General features: G+C 63.1%; 15 protein-coding genes and 1 tRNA gene. 4 read left to right on the plus strand and 12 right to left on the minus strand.

What is annotated here, in order from left to right:
• Positions 1–54: 54 nt before the first annotated feature.
• Together Pan44_RS23915 and Pan44_RS23920 are read right to left on the minus strand one after the other, a co-directional pair.
• Positions 55–480: a VOC family protein gene (locus Pan44_RS23915; RefSeq protein WP_145034268.1), complete on the minus strand. Its 426-nt coding sequence runs from the start codon at positions 478–480 to the stop codon at positions 55–57.
• A gap of 60 nt (positions 481–540) precedes the next feature.
• Positions 541–738: a hypothetical protein gene (locus Pan44_RS23920; RefSeq protein ID WP_145034269.1), complete on the minus strand. Its 198-nt coding sequence runs from the start codon at positions 736–738 to the stop codon at positions 541–543.
• A gap of 331 nt (positions 739–1,069) precedes the next feature.
• On the opposite strand from Pan44_RS23920, the gene Pan44_RS23925 reads away from it, so the two are divergent.
• On the plus strand, positions 1,070–2,476 hold the full coding sequence (locus tag Pan44_RS23925; RefSeq protein WP_145034270.1) for a DUF1501 domain-containing protein: 1,407 nt from the start codon (positions 1,070–1,072) through the stop codon (positions 2,474–2,476).
• Positions 2,477–2,539: 63 nt separating this feature from the next.
• On the opposite strand, the gene Pan44_RS23930 is transcribed toward Pan44_RS23925, so the two are convergent.
• On the minus strand, positions 2,540–3,151 hold the full coding sequence (locus Pan44_RS23930; RefSeq protein WP_145034271.1) for a hypothetical protein: 612 nt from the start codon (positions 3,149–3,151) through the stop codon (positions 2,540–2,542).
• 33 nt (positions 3,152–3,184) lie between these two features.
• On the minus strand, positions 3,185–4,030 hold the full coding sequence (locus Pan44_RS23935) for a metallophosphoesterase family protein (protein WP_145035170.1): 846 nt from the start codon (positions 4,028–4,030) through the stop codon (positions 3,185–3,187).
• Between the two features lie 288 nt (positions 4,031–4,318).
• Here Pan44_RS23935 and Pan44_RS23940 point away from each other — a divergent pair, with 288 nt between their 5' ends.
• Entirely contained in the window at positions 4,319–5,293 is a 975-nt protein-coding gene (locus tag Pan44_RS23940) for a hypothetical protein (protein ID WP_145034272.1), read from the plus strand.
• A gap of 9 nt (positions 5,294–5,302) precedes the next feature.
• Here the strand turns inward: Pan44_RS23940 and gluQRS are convergent, their stop codons facing one another.
• The 5 genes from gluQRS to Pan44_RS23965 form a co-directional block, all read right to left on the minus strand.
• Positions 5,303–6,268, minus strand: a complete 966-nt coding sequence (gluQRS, locus tag Pan44_RS23945) for a tRNA glutamyl-Q(34) synthetase GluQRS (RefSeq protein WP_145034273.1) — start codon at positions 6,266–6,268, stop codon at positions 5,303–5,305.
• A 138-nt stretch (positions 6,269–6,406) separates the two neighbouring features.
• Positions 6,407–6,479: transfer RNA gene (locus Pan44_RS23950), tRNA-Thr, on the minus strand.
• A 95-nt stretch (positions 6,480–6,574) separates the two neighbouring features.
• Entirely contained in the window at positions 6,575–8,452 is a 1,878-nt protein-coding gene (locus tag Pan44_RS23955; RefSeq protein ID WP_197453611.1) for a hypothetical protein, read from the minus strand.
• Positions 8,406–11,189: a TolC family protein gene (locus tag Pan44_RS23960; protein ID WP_145034275.1), complete on the minus strand. Its 2,784-nt coding sequence runs from the start codon at positions 11,187–11,189 to the stop codon at positions 8,406–8,408. Before Pan44_RS23960 ends, Pan44_RS23955 begins: the two co-directional genes overlap by 47 nt.
• Entirely contained in the window at positions 11,186–11,701 is a 516-nt protein-coding gene (locus tag Pan44_RS23965; protein WP_145034276.1) for a MarR family winged helix-turn-helix transcriptional regulator, read from the minus strand. Before Pan44_RS23965 ends, Pan44_RS23960 begins: the two co-directional genes overlap by 4 nt.
• A gap of 332 nt (positions 11,702–12,033) precedes the next feature.
• Here Pan44_RS23965 and Pan44_RS23970 point away from each other — a divergent pair, with 332 nt between their 5' ends.
• Both Pan44_RS23970 and Pan44_RS23975 read left to right on the plus strand, forming a co-directional pair.
• Positions 12,034–13,917: a hypothetical protein gene (locus Pan44_RS23970; protein WP_145034277.1), complete on the plus strand. Its 1,884-nt coding sequence runs from the start codon at positions 12,034–12,036 to the stop codon at positions 13,915–13,917.
• A gap of 254 nt (positions 13,918–14,171) precedes the next feature.
• Positions 14,172–16,280 carry an elongation factor G gene (locus Pan44_RS23975; RefSeq protein ID WP_145034278.1) on the plus strand — a complete coding sequence of 703 codons (2,109 nt, stop codon included), beginning with the start codon at positions 14,172–14,174 and terminating at the stop codon, positions 16,278–16,280.
• Between the two features lie 263 nt (positions 16,281–16,543).
• Here the strand turns inward: Pan44_RS23975 and Pan44_RS23980 are convergent, their stop codons facing one another.
• The 3 genes from Pan44_RS23980 to Pan44_RS23990 form a co-directional block, all read right to left on the minus strand.
• Positions 16,544–17,863 carry a hypothetical protein gene (locus Pan44_RS23980; RefSeq protein ID WP_145034279.1) on the minus strand — a complete coding sequence of 440 codons (1,320 nt, stop codon included), beginning with the start codon at positions 17,861–17,863 and terminating at the stop codon, positions 16,544–16,546.
• A gap of 33 nt (positions 17,864–17,896) precedes the next feature.
• On the minus strand, positions 17,897–19,357 hold the full coding sequence (locus Pan44_RS23985; RefSeq protein WP_145034280.1) for a di-heme oxidoredictase family protein: 1,461 nt from the start codon (positions 19,355–19,357) through the stop codon (positions 17,897–17,899).
• A 99-nt stretch (positions 19,358–19,456) separates the two neighbouring features.
• Entirely contained in the window at positions 19,457–20,923 is a 1,467-nt protein-coding gene (locus Pan44_RS23990; RefSeq protein WP_145034281.1) for a di-heme oxidoredictase family protein, read from the minus strand.
• Positions 20,924–21,056 lie beyond the last annotated feature (133 nt).

Here is a 21,056-nt window from a genome sequence, read left to right on the forward strand (position 1 = left end):
GGAGTCGCTGCTGCGTAACGTCTGCAACTCGGTCTGAAGGTTGGCGCCAACGGTTCAGTAAATCGGCCAGATCCCCGGCGTCGCGACTTCCAGCAAGTGGCCGTCGGGATCTCGGAAGTACCAGCTTGTCCCGCCACGCGGCCAGCGTGTCTCGCCCTCGAGCGCCACTCCGTGAGCCGCGAGATGTTCCCGCCAGCCATCGAGTGAATCGACGGCGAAGGCGATGTGGATCGGTCCCGACGCCCCGTGACCCGGAATGGTCCCTCCGGGCAGCACGGCCGTATCAGTCGTCGCGCCCTGTTTGAACAGCAGCAGAACGCAATCGCCTGGCAGCCCCATAGGCCGGAACCGGGAGTCGGCGGCGGGATCGCTGCCGTCAAAGAGCGGGCTTAAACGGAGGACCGACTCGTAGAACTTCTGGGAGCGGTCGAGGTCGTGAACGTAGAGGGCGGTTTCGAGGAGGCGCTTGATGGCGGGCATCGGTCATTCCCTGGTATGCGGCAGAGGGACCGCCCGGGGATCATGAACCACAGGCGGCCGTCAGCGAAGGTCTTTATAGGCGTCCCAGGAGAGATAGCCGACGATCGCCGCACAGACGAGCATGATGATGTCGAACATCATCGTCTGGCTGCGGCCGGCGAAGGGGATGCCGATGATCAGGTCAGACAGGGCCGCGACGCCGACCACCCCCGCACAAATCATTGCGGCGACCACCATCTTCTTTGAGGCGTCGGACATGGCGATGCAGGTCTGCTCGTGAAGTCGATCGTGTGGGGCTGGAACGTTCGGCCGGTTCGCAAACCTCGCGGACCAGCCGTGGAGCCGGATTCTAAACGGGCCGGCTGAGGTGATGCCAGTTGAGTCCGCACGGCTTGGCCCGGTGGGCCCGGGCAAGCGACTTGTTGTAGGGACGGTATGGAGCTTGAGGGGGAAATCCGGGCACGGGACGCCGAAACCACGCACAGGCCGCGGAACCACAGCGGCCGGAGGGCTTTGGACTTGCGTTCGGGGGACGCATCAATGGACACTGATGCACTGGATTGATCGCGATTCACAAGGACTTGACTTGATGGCCGGCGGAAGTCGCACCTCAGATCGACAGGGATGTTCGGAGTTTCGACGCTGGGCGTCCGTCAGCCGGCGGTCGGTGCTGGCGGCGGGGGGGGCGGCATCCCTGGCGGGAGTTCTCTCATCCGTTCCCGCCTCCGCGGAGGTGACGACCTCCGGAGCCGGTTTTGGACGGGCCAAACGCTGCATCCTGCTCTTCATGTGGGGAGGGCCGAGCCATCTCGATACGTTCGACCTGAAGCCAGAGGCACCCGATGAGGTCCGCGGGCCGTTTCGGCCCATTTCGACGGCGACGCCCGGGCTGCACCTGTGCGAACACTTCACCAAACTGGCCGGACTGACGGATCGGGTCGCCTTCATCCGGTCGTTGAACCACGACGATCCGGCGCACCTGTCCAGCGCTCATACACTGCTCACAGGCCACCTGCCGCCGGTGAACAAGAGTGACGCTGAGCCGCCGAGCCAGCGGGATACTCCCCACCTGGGGGCGCTGCTGAACAAACTGAGGCCTCAGTCGCTGGGGCTGCCCGGCTTCGTGACGATGCCCTGGCTGGCATATCACCCTGCTGCGCCAGGTGGAAAGGCCCCCGGACAGCATGGCGGGTGGCTCGGGCAGGCCTTCGATCCTCTCCTGATTGAAGGCGACCCCAATGCCCAGGGCTGGCAGGTTCCGGCCCTGTCACTCCTCGATTCCTCGACGGCGGATCGGGTGACGCGTCGCTCCGACCTGCTCGAATCACTCGACCAGCAGCGGCGACTGATCGACCTGGCGCCGGCCGGCCAGTTCCTGACGAAACAGCATCAGGCCGTGGATCTGCTGACGTCGCCCGCCGTACGGAAGGCGTTCGATCTTGGCCAGGAGCCGGAAGACGTTCGCAACCGGTATGGGCGAAACATTCACGGGCAGTGCGTGCTGCTGGCGCGGCGACTCGTCGAACATGGCGTGCCGTTCGTCTCCGTCAACTGGCACAACGACAACACGTCGTTCTGGGATACGCACGGGAACAATTTCGAGAAGCTGAAGAACCAGCTGATTCCTCCCTCCGACCAGGCGCTCTCCACGCTGCTGGTGGACCTCGCCGATCGTGGCATGCTCGACGACACGCTGATCGTCTGGGTTGGTGAATTCGGGCGTCAGCCAAAGATCAATAAGGCGAGCGCCGGTCGCGAACACTACCCCTATTGCTACAGCGGATTGATGGCCGGGGCGGGCATCACGGGCGGAGCGATCTACGGCAAGAGCGACAAGCAGGGGACCACGCCAATCGAGGATCCCGTCACGCCGCATGACCTCGCAGCGACGATGCTCCATGCGTTCGGGGTTCCGCATGACCAGACCCTGCCGGAGAAATCGGGGCGGCCAATCTCGCTCTATGCAGGGAAGCCGATTGCGAAGCTCTTCTCTTGAAACGGCTGGCTCGCGGGTGTCGCTGTACGGCGACGCGAACGGTGATTGCTGCACCGCCGGGGGTTACCAGGCGCCGTTCGAAACAGGGATCGAGAAATAGGGGCCCCCATTCTGCAACATGGCCTGCTTGCTCCCGCCCGCCTGCAAACGCGAATCGATTTCGATGGGAATCAACAGAGTGGACTTGCGGTCCTCTCCCGGTCGTGTCGGATAGCGAAGTCGCAGATGTCGATCCGGCGGAACAGAAACCTCCTCAATCGTCGCCCGACGAGTGAGCGGCCTTGCGACGTATCCTGTCGTTGCGGACGTGTAGACGTCTGAAATCATGCGATGGAACTGGGTGGCGAATGGAAGACCGGCAGGCTCCATCACGAATTGATCTCCCTGCACCCACCACCGGATTTCGCCGTCGTAGTACAGCCCTCCAGGATGGTGCCACGCGACGTAGTGCTCGCCGGTCCCGTCGGGGTTCAGCCTGAAACCCTGATCCAGGCGCGGACCAACCCACCTGATGCCCCATTGACCGACAAACTCAGGAGGATGAGTTCTTCTAAAGCGAAGAGAAATCACGCCGGCGGCGATGGCCAGGAGCGCAAACAGCGTCAGGCAGCGACGTGAAAACCGAAGGCGAGCACCCGAGGGCTGAAGCTCCGTCGCCGGCTTCGCTTCGTTCATCGCTCCCTCGTCATCGAGAGCTGGCGACTGTCCTCACCGTCCGTCGCGGAGCCGGTCGCCCAGGAAGTTGTCCAGCTCGGGGATCGCGTAGATCTTGGCGATCGTCTTTTCGAAGTCGTAGGGAATGCGGCGGTACTGGATGACGGGGCCGCCGGCCGATGCTCCGACCGTTGCGGTCCCGGCGGGAGGGGTGTCCGCAAGATCGCTTCCCCCCGGCCCACTCGCGGCCGCTTTGACGGCGCTGGCCATGTTGGGGTGGATCACCACGTAGCAGGCGCGATTGTCGGTGTCGCGCGGCTGGCCGACGGAGCCGACGTTGACGAGCGTCTTGCGGTCAGTGAACTCGTAGCGATAGTCGAACTCATCGGGCGACTGGAAGGTGCTCTCTTCGGTGAACACTCCCGGGATGTGGGTGTGCCCCTGAAAGCAGTAGTGCTCGACCAGGCCGAAGATGCGTTCCATCTTGCGCTGGTTGTAGATGTCTTCCGGGAAGACATATTCATTGAGCGGGTTGCGGGCCGAGCCATGAACGAAGAGGAATTGTTCCTCTTTCCGCATGCGGGGGAGCTCGCCGAGATACTCCCAGCGGCGCTCGTTGCCGGGCCCTGATTCGAGCATGTGACGGGTCCAGAAAATGGACCGTTCGGCGGCGGCGTTGAAACCTTCCGGGTCGAACAATGCCGCCTGATCGTGGTTGCCGAGGATGGTGACCTGGCAGTTTTTCATGACCAGGTCGATGCACTCGCGAGGATTGGGCCCATAGCCAATCACGTCGCCAAGGCAATAGATCTCCTTGATCCCCTGGCTCGAGATATCGCTCAGCACGGCCTCGAGAGCTTCGAGGTTTCCGTGGATATCGCTGATGACCGCTCTCACGATGTCCGCGCCGTGCAGAATGAGGTGGATGAGTTTGTCGTAAACCCTTGCCGTAGACCCAGTGTACGGCAGGTTTTCGAAGAGGGTCAAGGAGCGGGAATTTGAGTCGGAAATCGCATCCCGGGCGACCGTTCGGCTGGAAGGCTACCGCGGGAGCGACGCGGGTGTTCGCCGAATCCTGCCATCCGGCGGATGACATCACCGAACCGGGCCGGTGTTTCGTGAAATGCCGACTACAGCGATCCGAGGTTGCCGACTATAGTGACTATGACCTTTCAGGAGAGGGGGCCGATGTCACCCGCCCCTCAGTCGGGAGATGAACTGCTGTTCGGCGCCGCGGCCGTGATGGAGCCGGCAGCTGCCGCTCCGTTGACACGTTCAGCCCGCCGGCGGTTGAAAGAAGCGAAAGCCGAACGCCGCGCGAATGCGGCCGACGATGATCTGGCTGACGATCGCGAGACGCTCAAAAGCGGCTGGATCGCGATGGGGTTTTCGCTCGCCGTCCACGCATTCCTGCTGGCGGTCCTTGCCGTTCTCGTCGTGCAGGGCGCCTCGATTCGCTCCGACGAGACGGTGATCATTGATGGGAACCTGGGAGGCGGAGGCGGAAACGCCGGCCTGGGGGATCCGGTTTCGCTGAGTCTCGAGCCTTTGCTGCCGGCCGCCGGTGAGAACGCCTCGAGTGCGATGGCGACTGTCGACTCGGTGGCGATGGCTGCAACGCGCGGGCATCCGTTTGGCACTCCGGGCGGCGCTCAGGAAACGGGCCTCGGCGGAGGCCGCGGAGACGGATTCGGCGGTGGTGAGGGGGATGGATTCCTGCGGCTCCCGCGTGGGGCGGTGACGGCCGGGAGTTTCGCGGCGTGGACCGTGCCACAAGGGATCGACAACAACGGCCGTCGGATTCGCGAACGCGACGGGAAACCAGGCGAGCCGGGGGAATCGCCACTGGAAGGCGAGGTCTACTTCATCGTCATCCGGATCAAGCTCCCCGCGAACCGGTCGACGTATTCGCTTTCCGACCTGAGCGGATCGGTGATCGGCACAGACAAGTACCGTCAGATCATTCCCGAAGGCGTGTTCGTTCTGGCGAAGGACGGGCGGCTGGAGAAGCCGTCCCGCACCGGAAAGCTCGACGTCAAGAACCGCAGCATCGACATCGTGATGCGCGTGCCAGGGGCGGAGGGGCTGGTGAAGGACACGATCGAGCTGAAGTCGAAGCTGCTCAACGAAACTCAGCGCATGACGCTTGAGTTCGCGAAATAGCGGCAGCGGTCACGAACCTTCCGAGCCGGACCCACCGACCGCGCGCCAGTCTTCCATCGTCCAGACCAGCGACTCGCGAGAAATTCGTGACCAGTGAAAGCCGGAAACGAGTTTGCTGGCTGTGATCGGCTCGACGCTTTCGGTCAGCCCGACCGAGTGCGCGAGTCGGCCGATCAGCCGCTCCGGAGAAACTCCCTGCTCTCTTAAAACGGAGATCCTTGTGTCGCCGTGTCGTTTGGCGAGGCGGCGGCCGTCCGGGCCGATCACGAGCGGGATGTGGGCGTACGTCGGCGATGTCAGGCCGAAGACGCGGGCAATCGCCCGCTGTCGGAAAGCGCTGGGAAGCAGATCGTCCCCCCGGACGACTTCGGTCACCCCCATGGCCTCGTCATCAAGAACGACGGCTAACTGGTAGGCCGGACTGCCGTCAGATTTTGCGATGATGAAGTCGCCCAGGTCGTCCAGGCGTTGCGACTGCGGACCCTGCAGACTGTCGTCGAACGAGTCCGTGCCGCTCATGCGGAACCGCCAGCTGAAGGGGCGCCCGGCCAAATGGGCGGCGTCGCCGGCCCTGCGGTGGGCACATGTCCCAGGGTACCTGGGGCCTTCCTGTCCCGCATGCGGCGCGCTGGCGGCCGCTTCCACGTCCGAACGCGAACAGGTGCAGGGATAGACCCGCTCCTGCGTTTTGAGCTGCTCGAGCGCCGCCGCGTAGAAATGTTGGCGTTGTGTTTGATTGTAAGGCGCATCCGGACCGCCGACGTCTGGACCGAAATCCCAGTCCAGTCCAAGCCAGCGCAGGTCGTCGAGGGCCTGCTGAGCCGCCCAGGCCTTCACACGGGGAGAGTCGATGTCTTCCAGCCTGAAGACGACCGAACCGTTCTGGGAGCGCGCCGACAGCCAGGCGAGCAGGAACGTGCGAGCATTGCCGACGTGCTGGGCGCCGGTCGGTGAAGGAGCGAGTCGGCCGACCACAGGGTTCCGGCGAGGGCTCGGGAGAGTGGGGGAGACCAGCGGTTTGATCGACGTGTGACGGCGAGGTACGCGTCACGAGACCGGCGAAACCACAACAACGCAGCAGCAGGAGGAAGCCTGCTGCTGCGTTGTGAAAAGAGCCACCGGTCGGACTCGGACCGACGACCTGCGCTTTACGAAAGCGCTGCTCTGCCAACTGAGCTACGGTGGCGCGAGGCGGAAGTTTAATGGCGTGTTGGAGAAATGCCAGTCCAGATTCCGCCGGGACTCTGGCACAAAATGCGGCATCGTGTTCGCGGCGACAGATCAGGGCGCCGTGGGGGCCGCGCCTCCGGGGCCGCCTGCCGCGCGTTCACCCTCAGGACCGCGGCCACCGCCCGGTCCGCCACCCGTTCCACCTGGCCCGCCGCCGCCCGGCCGACGGAACTTGGCGCGTCCGGCCGTGAACTCCTCGATGGAGAGCTTTCCGTCGCTATCGGTGTCCATGGCGGCAAAGTTGGTCTGCATCGGGCCTGGGAGTTCGTCCGACGACAGGGAGCCGTCCGAATTGGCATCCATCGAGGCGAACGCCTCCTTGGGATCGCGGTTCGGCCGACCACCAGCAGCCCCCCCGGCTCGCGGCACACCCCCTTCCGGTGCTGCGCTGGCTGCCGGCGGAGAGCCTGCCTCGAGGCTTGCGGCGGCTGCCTCCGTGGCGACCAGGAGGGTCTTGGGCTTTTCAGATTCGAGCTTCGTTTCCAGGGCCGCAATGTCCGCCGCGAAATTCGTTCGTGGATTCAGGACGACGCGTTCCCCGTCTTCCAGCCCGTTGAGGATTTCGACGTGCGACTGATTGGTCTGGCCGATGTCGATCATCCGCTGCTCGACCTTGCCCGTCTTGTTCAGAACGAACGCGACATGTTTGTCGGAAACAGCGACGACCCCCTGCATCGGAATCTGCCGCACCGAATCGCGGTTGTCGACGAGGATTTCAACCGCGGCTGTCAGGCCCGGGCGAAGCTTCCGGATGCGCTCCACGTCGTCCGTGAGGTAGACCTGTGTGTCGTACTCACGCAGGTCGGAGTTCGGCCAGCGTCCGCTCATCGGAACGGAAGAAACAATGGCGACCGTTCCTGCGTAGGGCTCCTGGGAATAGGCGTCGACGCGAACCCGGGCCGCGAGGCCTTTCCGCACCTGGCCGATCAGCGATTCGTGAACCCGGCAGCTGACCTTCATCAGCGTGACGTCCGGCAGGTTGATGATCGCCTGACGCTCGTAGACAGTGGCGCCCACCTCGATGGCCGGCCCGGTGGAACTGCTGCGGCTGCTCCGTTCCGAAGACAGGTTGGCGTACACGACTTCGCCATCCTGCGGAGCCCGCAGCGTGCAGGCTTCCTTCTGCTTCGAGTAACGCTCGAATTTCTCTTTCTCGACGGCGAGCGAGAGAGTCTTGGAGACGACCTCTTTCTCGTACTGCGCCTTCTTCGCCTCGGCGCTGATCTGAACCCGCTTCATGTTCTGCTTCGCTTCGACGGCCTTCGCCTGAAGTTCCGCTTCGGTGCGCCGCCGGGTGTATTCCTCAAGAACCTTGAGTTCCATCGTGGCGCTTTCGAGGTCGAACTTTGCCTGATCGCGCTTGATTCGTGCCGCTTCGAGCACGTTCTGCTGGTTGGTTCCCTTTTCGACCTGCCGCCGGGTGTAGGACAGGCTTTCCTCGGCCTGCACAGCGGCCTCCTTGGCGATCGCGAGCTTGCCGGCGGCCGCCTGCTCCAGCTGCTTGTATTCGCCGTTCAGATACTTATCGAGGTCGAGCTGCGCCAGGTCGTTGGCCAGTTCCGCAGCGGCGATATCGCTCGCGTTCTGGTTTTCCTGGATGCGGAGATTCTCGGTGGCGGTCGTCAGAGTCGATTCGGCCGTCGTCAGCTGGATCGACTGCTGTCGCAGCTTCTCGTCAATCGCCGAGGCATCGAGCTCACAGACGACATCCCCCTTCTTCACCTTCGTTCCTTCAGGAACGATGTTGATGATCGTCGTCGTCCCTTCGACCTGGTTGACGACGGTGCCGTTCTTCTGGCTGTCGAGAGTTCCCTGCACGGCCACCGAGACCAGGAATGGCGCCGTTCGCACCACTTCCGTCACGAGGTGGTTGGTGCGTTCCTCACCGCGGTTCAGGAACCTCAGGGAGATCCAGTCGGGGCGCGTCAATGCTGCGGCCGAAACCGCTGCCGTCGTCCCCAGGATCAGGCCGGGGACCAGCAGGCGTCGGAAGAGAGAGCGGGTTGGGCGTGACTTCGAGGGCGGGGTCATTCGGGGAGGACCTGTAGAAGGGGTCGTTCCAGAGGCCGTCTGGACCTATGTCCATGATACCCATATCACGGTAAATATTCAGGCGATTTCGCTCATAATCGACCCACGACGAGATCAACTGGTTCTGGGCGTTCAGGATCGAGTTCAACGCCGTCAGGACGTTGTTACCCTGCAGACCGCCGGTGGTGCTGTTGGCCGCCTGGGCAGCCCGCGCGGGATCGTCGGTCTGTTCGTTCAGGGCGTCATACTGGAGCGCGGCGCGGCGCACGGCCCCGCGGGCCGTTTCGAGGTTCTTCTCCTGGACGATCATGCCACGCAAAGCGCGACGCACCTGTTGTTTCACCTGGTCCTCGAACAGCATGTAGGACCGCCGGGCGCGCTGGTAGTTGATCAGCGAGGTCCGGTAGGCATTGCGTTCCGCAATCTGGTCCAGCGGAGCGCGGAACTGGACGCCGAACCGGAATTCCGCGTTGTCCTCATCGAACGACAGCGGGTTTCGCGAGTTCGATGTACCGAAGTCTCCCTCGGCCGTCAGCGCCAGGGCAGCCTGCAGCCGGTTGGCCGCGATCTCCACCAGCCTGCGGGAGTCCATGACGTCGCCACGGGCGTTCATCAGGTCGACGCGGTTCTGCAGCGCCAGCTCGAGGCAGCGCTCTTCGATCATGTCGAAGGCGTTGACGCGAATCATCTCGGCGCGGAGACCGACCTCGAGAACCGTCATCGTCCGCACGAAGCGGACGAGTGATTCCTGGGCTTCCTTGATCCGGATGTGCGCTGCCTGCAGGGCGGAATTCTCGACGCGCGAGAGCGCCAGCTGCTCTTCCAGCTCAGCGACCTGCGATTCGATCGACTCGAAGTCCTTCACGCTGAAGTTGAAGACGCGGCGATCGCGGTCGAAGTCGATCTGGAGCCGTCGGCGATCATCTTCATCACTGAGTTCCTGAAGTCGTTGCGGCACCATCTCAGCGACGGTCCCGACTTCGCTTTCCAGGCGGGAGGCCACGTCGACTCGCACTCTCTTCACCAGCTCGTCGAACTGTTTTGCGACGGAGCGAACTTTCTCCAGGTCATAGAGGTCGCTCTCGACGCCATTGGGGTCCGGAACCCCTGCGGCGGATGCCCAGGCGGCCGAGAACTTCTGGTCGACCTCGTTCTCGAGTTCGAGGATCTGTGGAGCGATGAGCTGGAACTGGTCCAGAAGGCTGACGTCGAGAGTGACTGGAATCGTCGGCGGAAGTCCGAGCTCGATCTTGTATGAGTCGAGGTTGTCCTGGAAGTTCCGTTCGAGGTTCCGGAGGGTGTTTTCCTGCTGGTTGTACTGGGAGAGGATCTGCAGCACGTCGAGGGAGTTGACCGGATCGCGGACCTGTCGGACGAGGTCGGTGACCGCCAGCTGGAAATCCTCGTCGTCGCTCAGCCCGCGGATGGCGGTCGACTGCTCGGGCGTCATTGTTGTTTCGGAGCGCCAGCGAAGCCGCTGTGCGGCGAGATCGTAAAACAGCAGTCCGCGCAGCTGTTCAGGAATCTCCTGCAGATACGGGGGGACGGCGTCGTTGACCGCGGGCAGAAACGCCGACGGGACGATGCGGCCACGCTCCGCGTTTGTCTGCAGCTTGAACACCTGCTGCTGCAGGCGGCGCAGGTTTTCTTCCTGGTTGATGATCTGCTGCCGCGACTGGAGCAGGCCCAGGTAGCTGATCGCCCCGTTCGTCGCGACGACGTCCGTGAACAATTGCTGCCGGAAGCGCGCCAGGTCGCGAATCACGTAGAGCAGGTTTCGCTCGGCCTGCGTGAGCGCTTCGAGGACGACCTTGCGACCCGCCCCGAAGAACAGCGGCTGTGTGATCTGGTAGGCGAGGAGAGACGCCGTATTGGTCGATCCGCCGCCACCGAACAGCCAGATCGTGTTGTTGGACAGTTCAACGATCCACTGGGCTCCCGACGGGAGGACCTGGCTGATGCCGAAACGCGTGCTGCCGATCGTGCGGTCGTTGGCCGTCGTCCCATCCGGGGAGACGACCGTGGTCAGGCCGGCGGACGGTTCCCCGACGGTTCCCAGATAGCGCACCCCGAACTGGAACCGCTGGAAGGTCACCTGCAGCGCGGCGAGGTACACGTTCTCCAGCTGCGTCTGGTAGTCGCGGCTGTGAATGAGCGACAGCTCGACGGCTTGCTGCAGGGTAAGCCCCTTGAGCGCCGGCAGGGCTGCTGTGTACTGGCCGGTGACCGGATCGATCATCTCCGGGGTGATGCCGAAGTTGGCCAGCCACTGGGGATTTTCGACCGTCGCCGTGTCGCCGAACCCATGCCAGCCCTTGTAGCCTTCCCATCCATCCACGCAATGCATGTACTGGTGGGCGAACGGATCGTCCGGCGGGAGTGGCGGCTTGTCAGGATCGTACGGGTCAAAGAACCGGCTGCGCTGATCGGGAGTGATGTCGACACGCGGCACGGCCCAGCGCGGATCCATCAGCTTCTGCGATTCCGCTTCATAAACATCCATGTCGGCCTGGCGCCGCCAGAACTGCCGCGAGCATCCGGGCAGTGTCGCCAGCAGAAGTGCGCCGGTGATCCACCTGCGACTGCGCGGCGACAGCATGCGTAAGACATGGAAGAAAGGCAGGGCCGTGTTCATGAGGCCCTCCGGAGTTCAATGGTGCTGGTCGAGGGCGTGACGGACCCTGCGAGCGAGTCGAGAACAGCGTCGAGCAGTCGATTGAGAGTTTCGAGCTGGCCGGTTTCCAGGGCGCCCAGGAGTTCGGCCGCCTGGCGACGCCGTGACTCGAGCAGTTCGTCCATGACGTCCAGCCCCCGAGGGCTGAGCATGACGATCGACTTGCGTCGGTCGACATTTGATCGCATGCGGAGCAGCCAACCGTCGGCCCGCATCCGCTCGATGAGCGTGCAGATGTTCGATTCCGACAGCCGCAGGGCCGCGGCAAGGTCGGTCTGAGCACATCCGTCGCTGCCGTGCCGGGCGACATACGCCAGCACTTCGGCGCGGGTGAGGTTCAGCCCGAGCGGAGAAAAGCAGTCATCGAAGCGGCGTTCGAGACCGTGCGCGGCGGAGAGCAGTCGTTGAACCAGCCCTGCGGATGAACTTGTCCGAAGCTCGGCCGCGGTGGGTACGAATCCGTCGGGCGCCATTATCGATCCTTCGAGGGCAAATCATCCGGCTCAAAATGATTCGGTCCGAAAGGGTTGGCGACTCAACTGATTCAAGGGGAATCGTCCGATTGTGCGGGTTGGGCATTCGGCAGAACTCGCAGCGTCGATCCGCCGGAACTCATTTCACGCTGGAGGTTTGCAGGCGCATGTTGACTCCTCTCAGGGCGCGGGTTAGGTTTTGGGGTTCTGCAGAAACTGCGCCTGTCAGGCGGTCTTGAGTGCCGCCGCTGTCGTCGAAATCACCAGTCCAAACACCGTTGGCGGATCGGCGCGAGTCGACGTCCGGCCCCCGATCCACCAGGAGACAACCCGTGCCTCGACCGGCCTGGAAATTCGCCCTGCTTTCCGCCCTGGCTGCGTGGTCAGCCGACATCGCGGTCGCGGCTCGCCCGGCCCCGGTGAAAGACTTTTCCCGACAGGTGGAAGTCGTGGTGGGCGGACGGCTTCGCGAAACGGCCAAAGGACAGGGCGAACTGACCGTCGCGCTGTGGAACAAGACCGACTCCGCCGTCGCCGGGCCGATCTTCCTCGTGATTGAGGAAACGGGAATCGCCAACGTCCAGGTGGGGAGTCACACGGTCGAAACGTCAAAGGGAAAGCCGGTCTTTGAACTGCTTCCGGCCGACCAGGAATTGCTTCCCGGCGGCATGACCACATCGTTCCCGCTGGCCTTCTCGCTTCCCGAAGGGCTGACGCAAGACGAGGCAAACAGGCTGCAGTTGGTGACGAAAGTCTTCGGCCGGCAGGGAACGCCGGACGCCGCGAAGATGGCCCGTGAAAAGCAGGCGCGTGAGGACGCTGACTTCGCGACCCGCGGAAAGAGCTACAACCAGGCGGACCTCGACGCGGCGATCGCCCTGCAGCGGCAGGTGACGCCCGACCTGCTGAAGAAGCCCGACGTCTTTGGAACCGGCATCACTGAAGACGCCAAAGGAAACCTGGCCCTGCGGGTCTATACGGAAACGCGGGCGGCGGCGAAGTCGCTGCCCGGTACGGTTGGAAACCTGACGGTCGACGTGGAGCCGATCCCGGGCGGATTCAAGGGCGGACCGGCGCAGAACTCCGTCACTTTCGCGCGCGGCGGACAGGCCCAGTCGAAGAGAACGCGGGATCAGGGCGCCGCTGCCAGCACGAAAAGCGGCGTCAGGGCGTCGGCATCGCCGAGTCTGGTGACTCCCGTCGATCCGACGCAGCGATTCGAACGCCCGGTGCCGATTGGCGTTTCCACGTTCAACGCTGATACGGCGACATGTGCCACTGGAACGATTGGCGTGCGGGTGAAGGACCCTGGCGGGAAGCTCTATGCACTCAGCAACTCGCACGTCTGGGGGGACATGGGGCTCGCTACGGTCGGGCAACTGATTGTTCAGCCTGGCCAGGGCGACAACAACTGCCTGGCACAGGAGGACGTGAATACAATCGGCATTCTGGCCGACTTCACTGCCTTCCAGAACAGCATCACGACCGGCCCATTCTTCCGGCCGGGTCTGACGTTCAACTTCATCGATGCCGCGCTGATGGAAGTGTCGAACTCCACCAACGATGTGGGCGACATCGTGCCGGCCGTCGGCTTTGCAACTCCCACGGACGGATATGGCGCACCATCAAGCCGGGTGCTTCCCAACAACCGCATCAATCTGCAGGTGCAGAAGTACGGACGCACGACGGGTTACACGCGGGGATACACGTCCGTTGTGAACACGATGGTGACGATCGCCGGGGCGGCCCAGAACGAAGACACCGAGTGGTTCCGCGTTGACGAATTCCTGGCTCTCGACCAGTACCCGTCGCTTGGAGCGCCGGGGGACTCCGGCTCGCTCATCGTGACGCTCGAAGACAAGCGGCCCGTGGCACTGCTCTTCGCTGGCGGCGGCGCCGGGCCCCTGCTGAAGACCCAGACGCTTGGGCTGGGCATTGCCGCAGTCCTCAGCCGGTTCAACGTGACGATTGACGACGGAGCCGATACCGATGTGCATGTGGGGGGGACGAGCCGGATCGGTCTGACGGGCCGGAGCGCGATCGCGATGGGAAACATCGCCCGCCGGGATCTGGGAGATTTCATCGGAACCGACTCGACCGGCCTGATCGTTAACGAACTCCTGCCCCCGTACCTTCACGATCGCGTGAAGCCCAATCGCAGGCCGCTGATCCCGGTCAACAACGCGTCAGGCATTCCTCCCGGCACGCTCCCCTGAGACCGCGCTGAAACCCGGCATGTTCTTGAGAAAATCCGGCGGCTGCTCCAATGGGGCAGCCGCCTTTTTCTTTGCGCTTTGAGTTGCTCCAGGTGCTGTCCGCGAGGGCAGCATCTGGCGAGCGTCTCACCGGGCGGGTATTCTGAATCCACCCACCACGCCGGCTCTTCATGTGCCGGCGGGACGCGTTCTGCGTCCGACAACTCGATCTGCCGGTTCGTCGTGTTTCACCTGTCCAAGGGGAGTGCTCAACGATGGTCAGATACGCAGTCGACTGCATTCGCAACATTGTTTTCGCGGGGCATGGAGCCGTCGGAAAGACGACTCTGGCCGACCGGATGCTCTACAAGGCGGGCAAGAACACCCGGCCGGGATGCCCCGACGACGGAACCAGCCTGCTCGATACGGACGACGACGAAAAGGAACGTAAGCATTCCGTCACGTCCCACCTGGCCCACTTCGATCACAACGGCTGCCGCGTCAACCTGATCGACTCACCCGGCTATCCCGACTTCATCGGGCATACGATCTCCGGCCTCGACGCCGTCGAAACGGCCGTGATCGTGATCTCGGCCACCTCGGGCATCGAGGCCAACACCCGCAGGGCGTTCCAGCTGGCGGAAGAAGCGTCCAAGGCGCGGATGGTCGTCATCAACAAGTGCGACGGCGAGAACATTGATCTGCCTGCGCTGCTCGGCAATCTCCATGAACTCTTCGGCACGCACTGCGCGCTGATGAATGCTCCAAACGGAACCGGGAATCGATTCACCGCGGTGATCAGCGCCCTCGACCCGCCGGCCAATGCTCCCGCCGGACTGCCGGTTGACCTGGCCCACGCGCACCAGGAATTGATCGACGCGGCCGTGGAAGCGGACGAAGCGCTGATGGAGAAATACCTGAGCGGCGTTTCTCTCGAGTCCGAGGAACTGTCCCGGGCGATGGTGCACGCGATCGCCGATGGGGCCCTGATCCCCATTTTCTTCATGGCGGCGAAGAAGGATATCGGCGTCGCCGAGTTCATGGATGCGCTGGTCGCCTATGCTCCTTCGCCGATTCCCCTGCCGCTTAAGGCGAAGCAGAACGGGCAGGATCTGGTAATCGAGCCCCTTCCGGACGGCCCGGTCGTGGCCCGCGTTTTCAAGACGCGGATCGACCCGTTCGTCTCGCGGATGAGCTTCGCGCGTCTGTACTCAGGGACCCTGAAAAAGGACGCCTCGCTGAAGAACGAACGCAGCGGGAAAATGCTGAAGGCTCACCAGATGCTGGACGTCCAGGGGGCGCAGCACGAAGCATTGAGCGAGGCCGGGCCGGGCGAACTGGTTGTCCTGGTCAAGGCGGACGACCTCCGCACGGGCGATCTGCTGACATCGGGCATCGACGGCCTGGCAACGCGGCCGTTTACCTTCCCGATTCCGATGATCGCCCTGGCCGTCGAACCGAAGAGCCAGGCGGACCAGCAGAAGATCTCTGGCGCACTGCACAAGATCGAAGATGAAGACCCGACTTTTACGGTCTCTCGTGAGGAGCAGACGCACGAGATGGTCATGCACGGCATGAGCGAACTGCATCTGCAGCTCGTCCGCAACCGGCTGCACAATCGTGAGAAAGTCGACGTCATCGTCCATACGCCGCGAGTCCCGTATCACGAGACGGTGACCACCAGCGCCGAAGGAAGCTACCGGCACAAGAAGCAGTCGGGTGGGGCCGGCCAGTTTGCAGAGGTCCATCTCAGGATCTCCCCCTGTCCGCAGGGCGTGAACCCTGAGGAGTATTTCACGTCGGAGCGGTTCACCAGTCTCCGCCATTACCACTACGACCCGGCCCACAACTTCTGCTTCATTGACCGCGTGACCGGCGGTTCGGTGCCGAACCAGTTCATCCCGGCGGTGGAGAAGGGGGTTCGCGAAAGACTCGAGAAGGGAGTGCTGGCCGGCTGCCAGGTCCAGGACGTTGTCGTGGAGTTGTTCTTCGGGAAGGACCATCCGGTCGATTCCAACGAGAACGCGTTCAAGACGGCCGCCCGGATGTGCTTCAAGGAGGTGTTCCTGAAGGCCCGGCCGGCGCTGCTCGAGCCGATTGTCCACCTCGATATCACGATTCCCCAGGCGAAGCTGGGCGACATCACGAGCGATCTCAACAGTCGCCGGGGTCGGATGGAGGGGATGGACAATGCGCCCGGCGGGATGACGGTGGTGAAAGCCCACGCCCCGTTGTCGGAAGTGACGACCTATGCCCGAAGCCTGTCGAGCATGACGGGCGGACAGGGCTCCTTCACGATGGAGTTCAGCCACTACGAGACGGTCCCCCCGCAGGAGCAGCAGAAGATCATCGCGGCCGCGAAGGTGGCCGAGGACGAAGTCTAGGAACGGGAGCGGGTGGCGAGCTCGCTTGCACTTTGCGGGCCGGCGCGCGACGCGGCCTCGAGTCGTGCACTCCACTGGAATGGAGCACACTCCTCGAGGCCTGTTGCCCGCCGCGCCACTCCTGACGTGGACTTCTGCCGGCCGCTGTCCCGGGGCAGCGGCCGTATTCTATTTTTCTTCGACGCCTGGTTGTTGAAGGCCAGTCTCAGTCGCAGTTCTCGACGTGACACACGTCGACTGTGCTCAGAGGTCGGTTCTGGGCTTCATTTGTCGGTGTTCACGACACCGAGATCAGCGAGAAGACGGCGTTTCTCCGTCTCGAAATCCGATGGGTCCCAGGTGTTCAGCGATTTGATCCGCGTTTCGAGCGCCGCCACCTGGGCCGGCTTCTTTTCGGCCGCTTTCTTCATGTTTTCCGAGACGGCCTTGGTGCGCTTCTCCCAGCGATCGAGATTCGCCGCTTCCTTGAGAGCCACGCCGGTCGCCCGCTGATACTCGGCTACGGCGTTGCGCCGGCCGTTCAGGATTTCGGCTGCCTGTCGTGAGACTGCCTCCTGCTGAGAGTAGATGACTCCCAGTTTTTGTTCTTCCGCAAACAAAGCCAGTTCAACACGTTCTCTCGGCGTCGACCTGAATCCGGTTACCAGGGACGTCGAAGTGATGGGCGTCATGTTGCGTTCGACGCGATCCAGTTGAAGCCGGAGCGCAGCGACCACTCCAACCTGATTCGTCACGGCCCGGTCCAGATCCTGAAATCGTTTCTCTTGCTCGCGGAGCAGATCATCAGCCTTGGCCGTCTGGTCCGTGATCCACTCGTCCCATTTCTGTCGGGTCTTCGTCGCGTCCTGCTGCTTCCGCTTGATTTCATTCTGCTGGTCGACGAGCTGGGCATCGACTTCCGCCTTCTTGGCCTGTCGCTGGACTGCTGCGCCAGATTTGGCCTCCTCGATGCTTTCCGTCAGTTCCGAGAGCTCCGCCTCGATCGAGTTGAAGCCTCGTTCGTAGGCCGATCGCATTAAGGGTGGAAAGGAAACGCGAAACAGACGGTCCTGATAGGCGAAGATCACCTTCGCATCATCGGTTCCGAGGGCATGGATGACTGTGCCCACGATGCGTCCCAGCCATTCGGATTGCTCGACATTCGATGGCTCGTGTTCAACGAGATAGGTGGCGAACGCCGCGATTCGTTCACGCGCATCCTGAAACTTCTGGGCCTTGATCGCTTCGCGGATGAGGGTCTTCAGGGCTGGCGGATAGTGTGAATTCAACTGGAGAGATCGTTGGAGATGTGATCTCGCCTCCGTGGCTTTGAACTGCTTCTGAAGGATGAGCGAGTACGCGTATTCCACGCGTGCGTCTCCGGGGGCAAGGGAGATGGCGTCCCTGTAGCGCCGCTCGGCCTCCTCGACCTGTGCCTTCCCCGGACTCGCATCCACATTGAGGAGGTGGGCGATACTGGCGGCGACCGGACTGGCGGCCGCGGGCGTGGTCTCATCTGCAGCCGCGCCGGAACCCGCGAGAGGCGCCGCGAGGGCGAAGGCGAGAACGAGGAGCGTATGGTTCAGGGGGGTAGGTACAGGCATTCTGACCTCAACTTCGAAGCCGGTTGCGCAGAGTCAGCGAGTCGCAAACCGTTCCTGCTCAGCGGGCAATGTCAATGACTCCAGGAAGGTGATCAGCGCGTTCTGCGATGCCTCATCGAGGGCGTTGAATTCCTGGGCGGACTTCTCAGCCTCGCCGCCATGCATCCGAATTGCGTCCTTCAAAGTCGGTGCGCGGCCATCGTGGAAGTAGGGATATGAGTCGCGGACGCCCCAGAGCGGCGGGGTCTTCCATTCCATGGCCCGACGCGTCGGAACGATTCCGGTGACCTCGGTCGTTCGAATGTCCTGCATCAGAGTCGTTACGCTGCCGCCCATTTCGTAGTAGCCGCCGCCGCTCGGGAGACCTGCCTGCGAACGAGTCACCGTGCGAGTGCGTCGGAGGGGCGCTGAAATCTGGACGTCGCTGGTCTGGGGGCCCATGTCGTGAAGCAACTGATCGCTATACATCCCCTTCACTGAGCCAAGGTCCGGAACATGACAGTCCGCGCATCCCACGGACTCGAAGGCCTTTTCGCCGGCCATCACGATCTGCGAGTTGGAAGCGTCCGGAGTCCGGCGGACGGGACGGGGCAACTCGCTGACGAACGAGACAAGCTGATGGATCTGCTGTTCTGTCAGGTCGACAGTCTTCGTGGCCGACTTCCGGCCGCGAACAGGGCGTTCCTCGAGCAGCGGATGAGTCGATTCCGCTGCACCCTCGACCTGGATCCCTAACTCGGACGCACAAGCCCCCCGCACAATCCCGTCGAGCGACGCCACCTGACCACGCCAGCCGTACCAGCCATCGTCACCTGTCAATGAAATCGGCGGCCGACCAGTGATCCAGGGCTTTTTCGCCGTAATCTCGTCTGCCAGTCGTCGCCGGATTTCGTCGCCGCCAGCCTGCCTGAGGCTTTCAATTTCTCCCGAGCCCCAGAGTGCAGGGGTATTCCGTTGGACCAGCTCAACTGTGGCGACTCCGTTGGAGCGGCGCCGCGGCAGCATGCTGTTGGAAGGACGTTCGAATGCCGCGAAGAAGGAATCTCGCCAGGCGTCATAGGCTTCGACACGGCGACTGTCACCGGCTGCAAATCGTTGGACCAGCAACAGGGGCTTGTTCTCGGACAGGCCCGGGTGGACTGCCTGGGCGTCACGCACGATCTGGCTCGCCGTCCCTTTGGGCTGCCCTTCGATGACGATCCCGAGAACATCAACATTGTGTTCAAGGCTTCCCCCGCCGCCGGGACCGCCCTGATTGTGGCAGGCCACGCACGAGGTTTCATTGAACAGCGGTCCCAGCCCGTTACCGTTGTGCCCCAGGCCGCGGGGGAATTTCTCCTCGCTGGGTTTGGCGAAGTTCATCGTGAACAGTTCACGGCCGGCGGCGATCGTCGCGGACGACGCGTGTCCCGGAGGGGGGGGAAGTTCACCGGCGATGGCGCTTTGCGATGTCGAAGCGAGACAGGCCAGCACGACCAGGCTGCGAGTCGGCATTCGTGACTCCTTTTGACGCGACAATCAGGACACGGAAGGACGCACAGGCTGACGCGGTTCCCCCCGGATCAATCGACATAAGCTTCGGCGGCAAGGTGGCTACAGTTCGGGGGCTTCGGCTGTCGGCGGCGCCTGCAGCGATTCCAGGAAGGAAATCAAATCTCGCTGACGACCGGCCGGAGCCAGTCGAAAGGCCGTCGCAGCAGGCTCGGCTTCGCCGCCGTGCTGGAGAATGGCATCCTCCAGGGTCAGCGCACGTCCATCGTGGAGGTAGGGATAGGAGTCACGCACCCCCCAGAGCGGCGGCGTCTTCCACTCGCGCTCCGGATTGGAGGGGACTTCTTCAATGTCGACGTTCACGAGCGTCCTCATGGAGACGGTGCTTCCGTATCCGCCTCCTCCGCCCGAGGCGACCTGCGTCGCGGTCCGCTTGACCTTCAATTCGGGGACGGCCGTCTGCACGTCGGCCATGCTTTCACCCATCTCGTGCAGCAGCATGTCGCTGTAGATTCCACGAGCGGAACCGAGATCCTGAACGTGGCAATCGGCGCAGCCGAGGTCGTTGAAGGCCAGCTTGCCGCTCGCATGCCGCTGGACTTCCTCGGGGGTAAGAGCCACCTGTTCGACCGGTCTTGGAAGATCCGAAATGAACGCGATCAGAGCGTCCGTTTCGATGGCATTGAGGTCGACGCGTCCGTTGGACTTCTTACGCTTCGATGGCTTCTCGGGGTCGTTGGTAGGTTGCAGGTCGACTTCCTGAAATCCGGAAACCTGCAGGCCCATTTCATTGGCACAGGCTGATTTCACGAAGCTCTCGAGGGAATCCACCTGGCCCCGCGCGCCGAACCAGCCGGGCTTGCGATGGGGAGTCAGCGGAATGCGGCCGGTGATCCAGGGGGTCTTCTCGACCTGCTTCAACGCCTGCCTGCGGCGGGCCGCTTCGCCCGCGGGGCCGCGCAGTCGTTCGATGAGTCCAATGCCGAACAGGGAGGGCGTATTCCGCTGGACGAGTTCCAGTGTTGCGACGCCTGCCTTTTGCCGGAGCGGCTTCACGGTCGGCTCTTCGGGGTTGGCTTTGAAGCCCTCGAGAACGAGGTCGCGCCACGAATCATATCCGCGGGATTTTTCGGAATCAGAAAGAGCAAAACGATGGAGCACCTTGACGGGAGAATCGTCGCTGAACCCCGGGTGGACCCGGCGGGCATCGCGGAGCAGGGCGTCGACCGAAACACCGGGATTCGGCCGCGTGACGATCCCCACCATCAGGACGTTGTTCTGGATTCCCCCGGCGCCGCCGACGCCTCCCTGGTGATGACAGTTCACACAAGAGGTGTCATTAAGAAGTGGCCCCAGCCCGTTGCCGCGGGTCCCGAGCTGCCCGTCGCCGGCCAGGGACGTAGGGCGCGCGAAGTTCATGGTGAACACTTCGCGCCCGAGATGGATCCGCTCGTTCTGCGTGAGGCCGGTCTTGGCCGCGGTGTCTGAAGCGCTGAGGTCCGCGCACACGGCGGACAGACCCGCGAGGATGAAGGAGCCCCAGGCTCCGGCAATGCGACCAGCGCGCATGGCTGCCTCTGCACGAGAGGAACAAACACCCTGAAGGGGTGGTGGATTCTTGCTGAAAACTAGCCACTTCGACCGCGTCCCCACATGCTGCTGGACGCGTTTCAGGGTGATGTTACCCTGTTCATCGACTTTC

It is taken from the genome of Caulifigura coniformis (assembly GCF_007745175.1).
Lineage (GTDB): Bacteria > Planctomycetota > Planctomycetia > Planctomycetales > Planctomycetaceae > Caulifigura > Caulifigura coniformis.

Bases quoted from the DNA above. Each gene is read 5' to 3' on its own strand.
- Pan44_RS23915 (WP_145034268.1), bottom strand. From the start codon at position 480: ATGCCCGCCATCAAGCGCCTCCTCGAAACCGCCCTCTACGTTCACGAC.
- Pan44_RS23920 (WP_145034269.1), bottom strand. From the start codon at position 738: ATGTCCGACGCCTCAAAGAAGATGGTGGTCGCCGCAATGATTTGTGCG.
- Pan44_RS23925 (WP_145034270.1), top strand. From the start codon at position 1,070: ATGGCCGGCGGAAGTCGCACCTCAGATCGACAGGGATGTTCGGAGTTT.
- Pan44_RS23930 (WP_145034271.1), bottom strand. From the start codon at position 3,151: ATGAACGAAGCGAAGCCGGCGACGGAGCTTCAGCCCTCGGGTGCTCGC.
- Pan44_RS23940 (WP_145034272.1), top strand. From the start codon at position 4,319: ATGTCACCCGCCCCTCAGTCGGGAGATGAACTGCTGTTCGGCGCCGCG.
- Pan44_RS23960 (WP_145034275.1), bottom strand. From the start codon at position 11,189: ATGAACACGGCCCTGCCTTTCTTCCATGTCTTACGCATGCTGTCGCCG.
- Pan44_RS23965 (WP_145034276.1), bottom strand. From the start codon at position 11,701: ATGGCGCCCGACGGATTCGTACCCACCGCGGCCGAGCTTCGGACAAGT.
- Pan44_RS23975 (WP_145034278.1), top strand. From the start codon at position 14,172: ATGGTCAGATACGCAGTCGACTGCATTCGCAACATTGTTTTCGCGGGG.
- Pan44_RS23980 (WP_145034279.1), bottom strand. From the start codon at position 17,863: ATGCCTGTACCTACCCCCCTGAACCATACGCTCCTCGTTCTCGCCTTC.
- Pan44_RS23985 (WP_145034280.1), bottom strand. From the start codon at position 19,357: ATGCCGACTCGCAGCCTGGTCGTGCTGGCCTGTCTCGCTTCGACATCG.
- Pan44_RS23990 (WP_145034281.1), bottom strand. From the start codon at position 20,923: ATGCGCGCTGGTCGCATTGCCGGAGCCTGGGGCTCCTTCATCCTCGCG.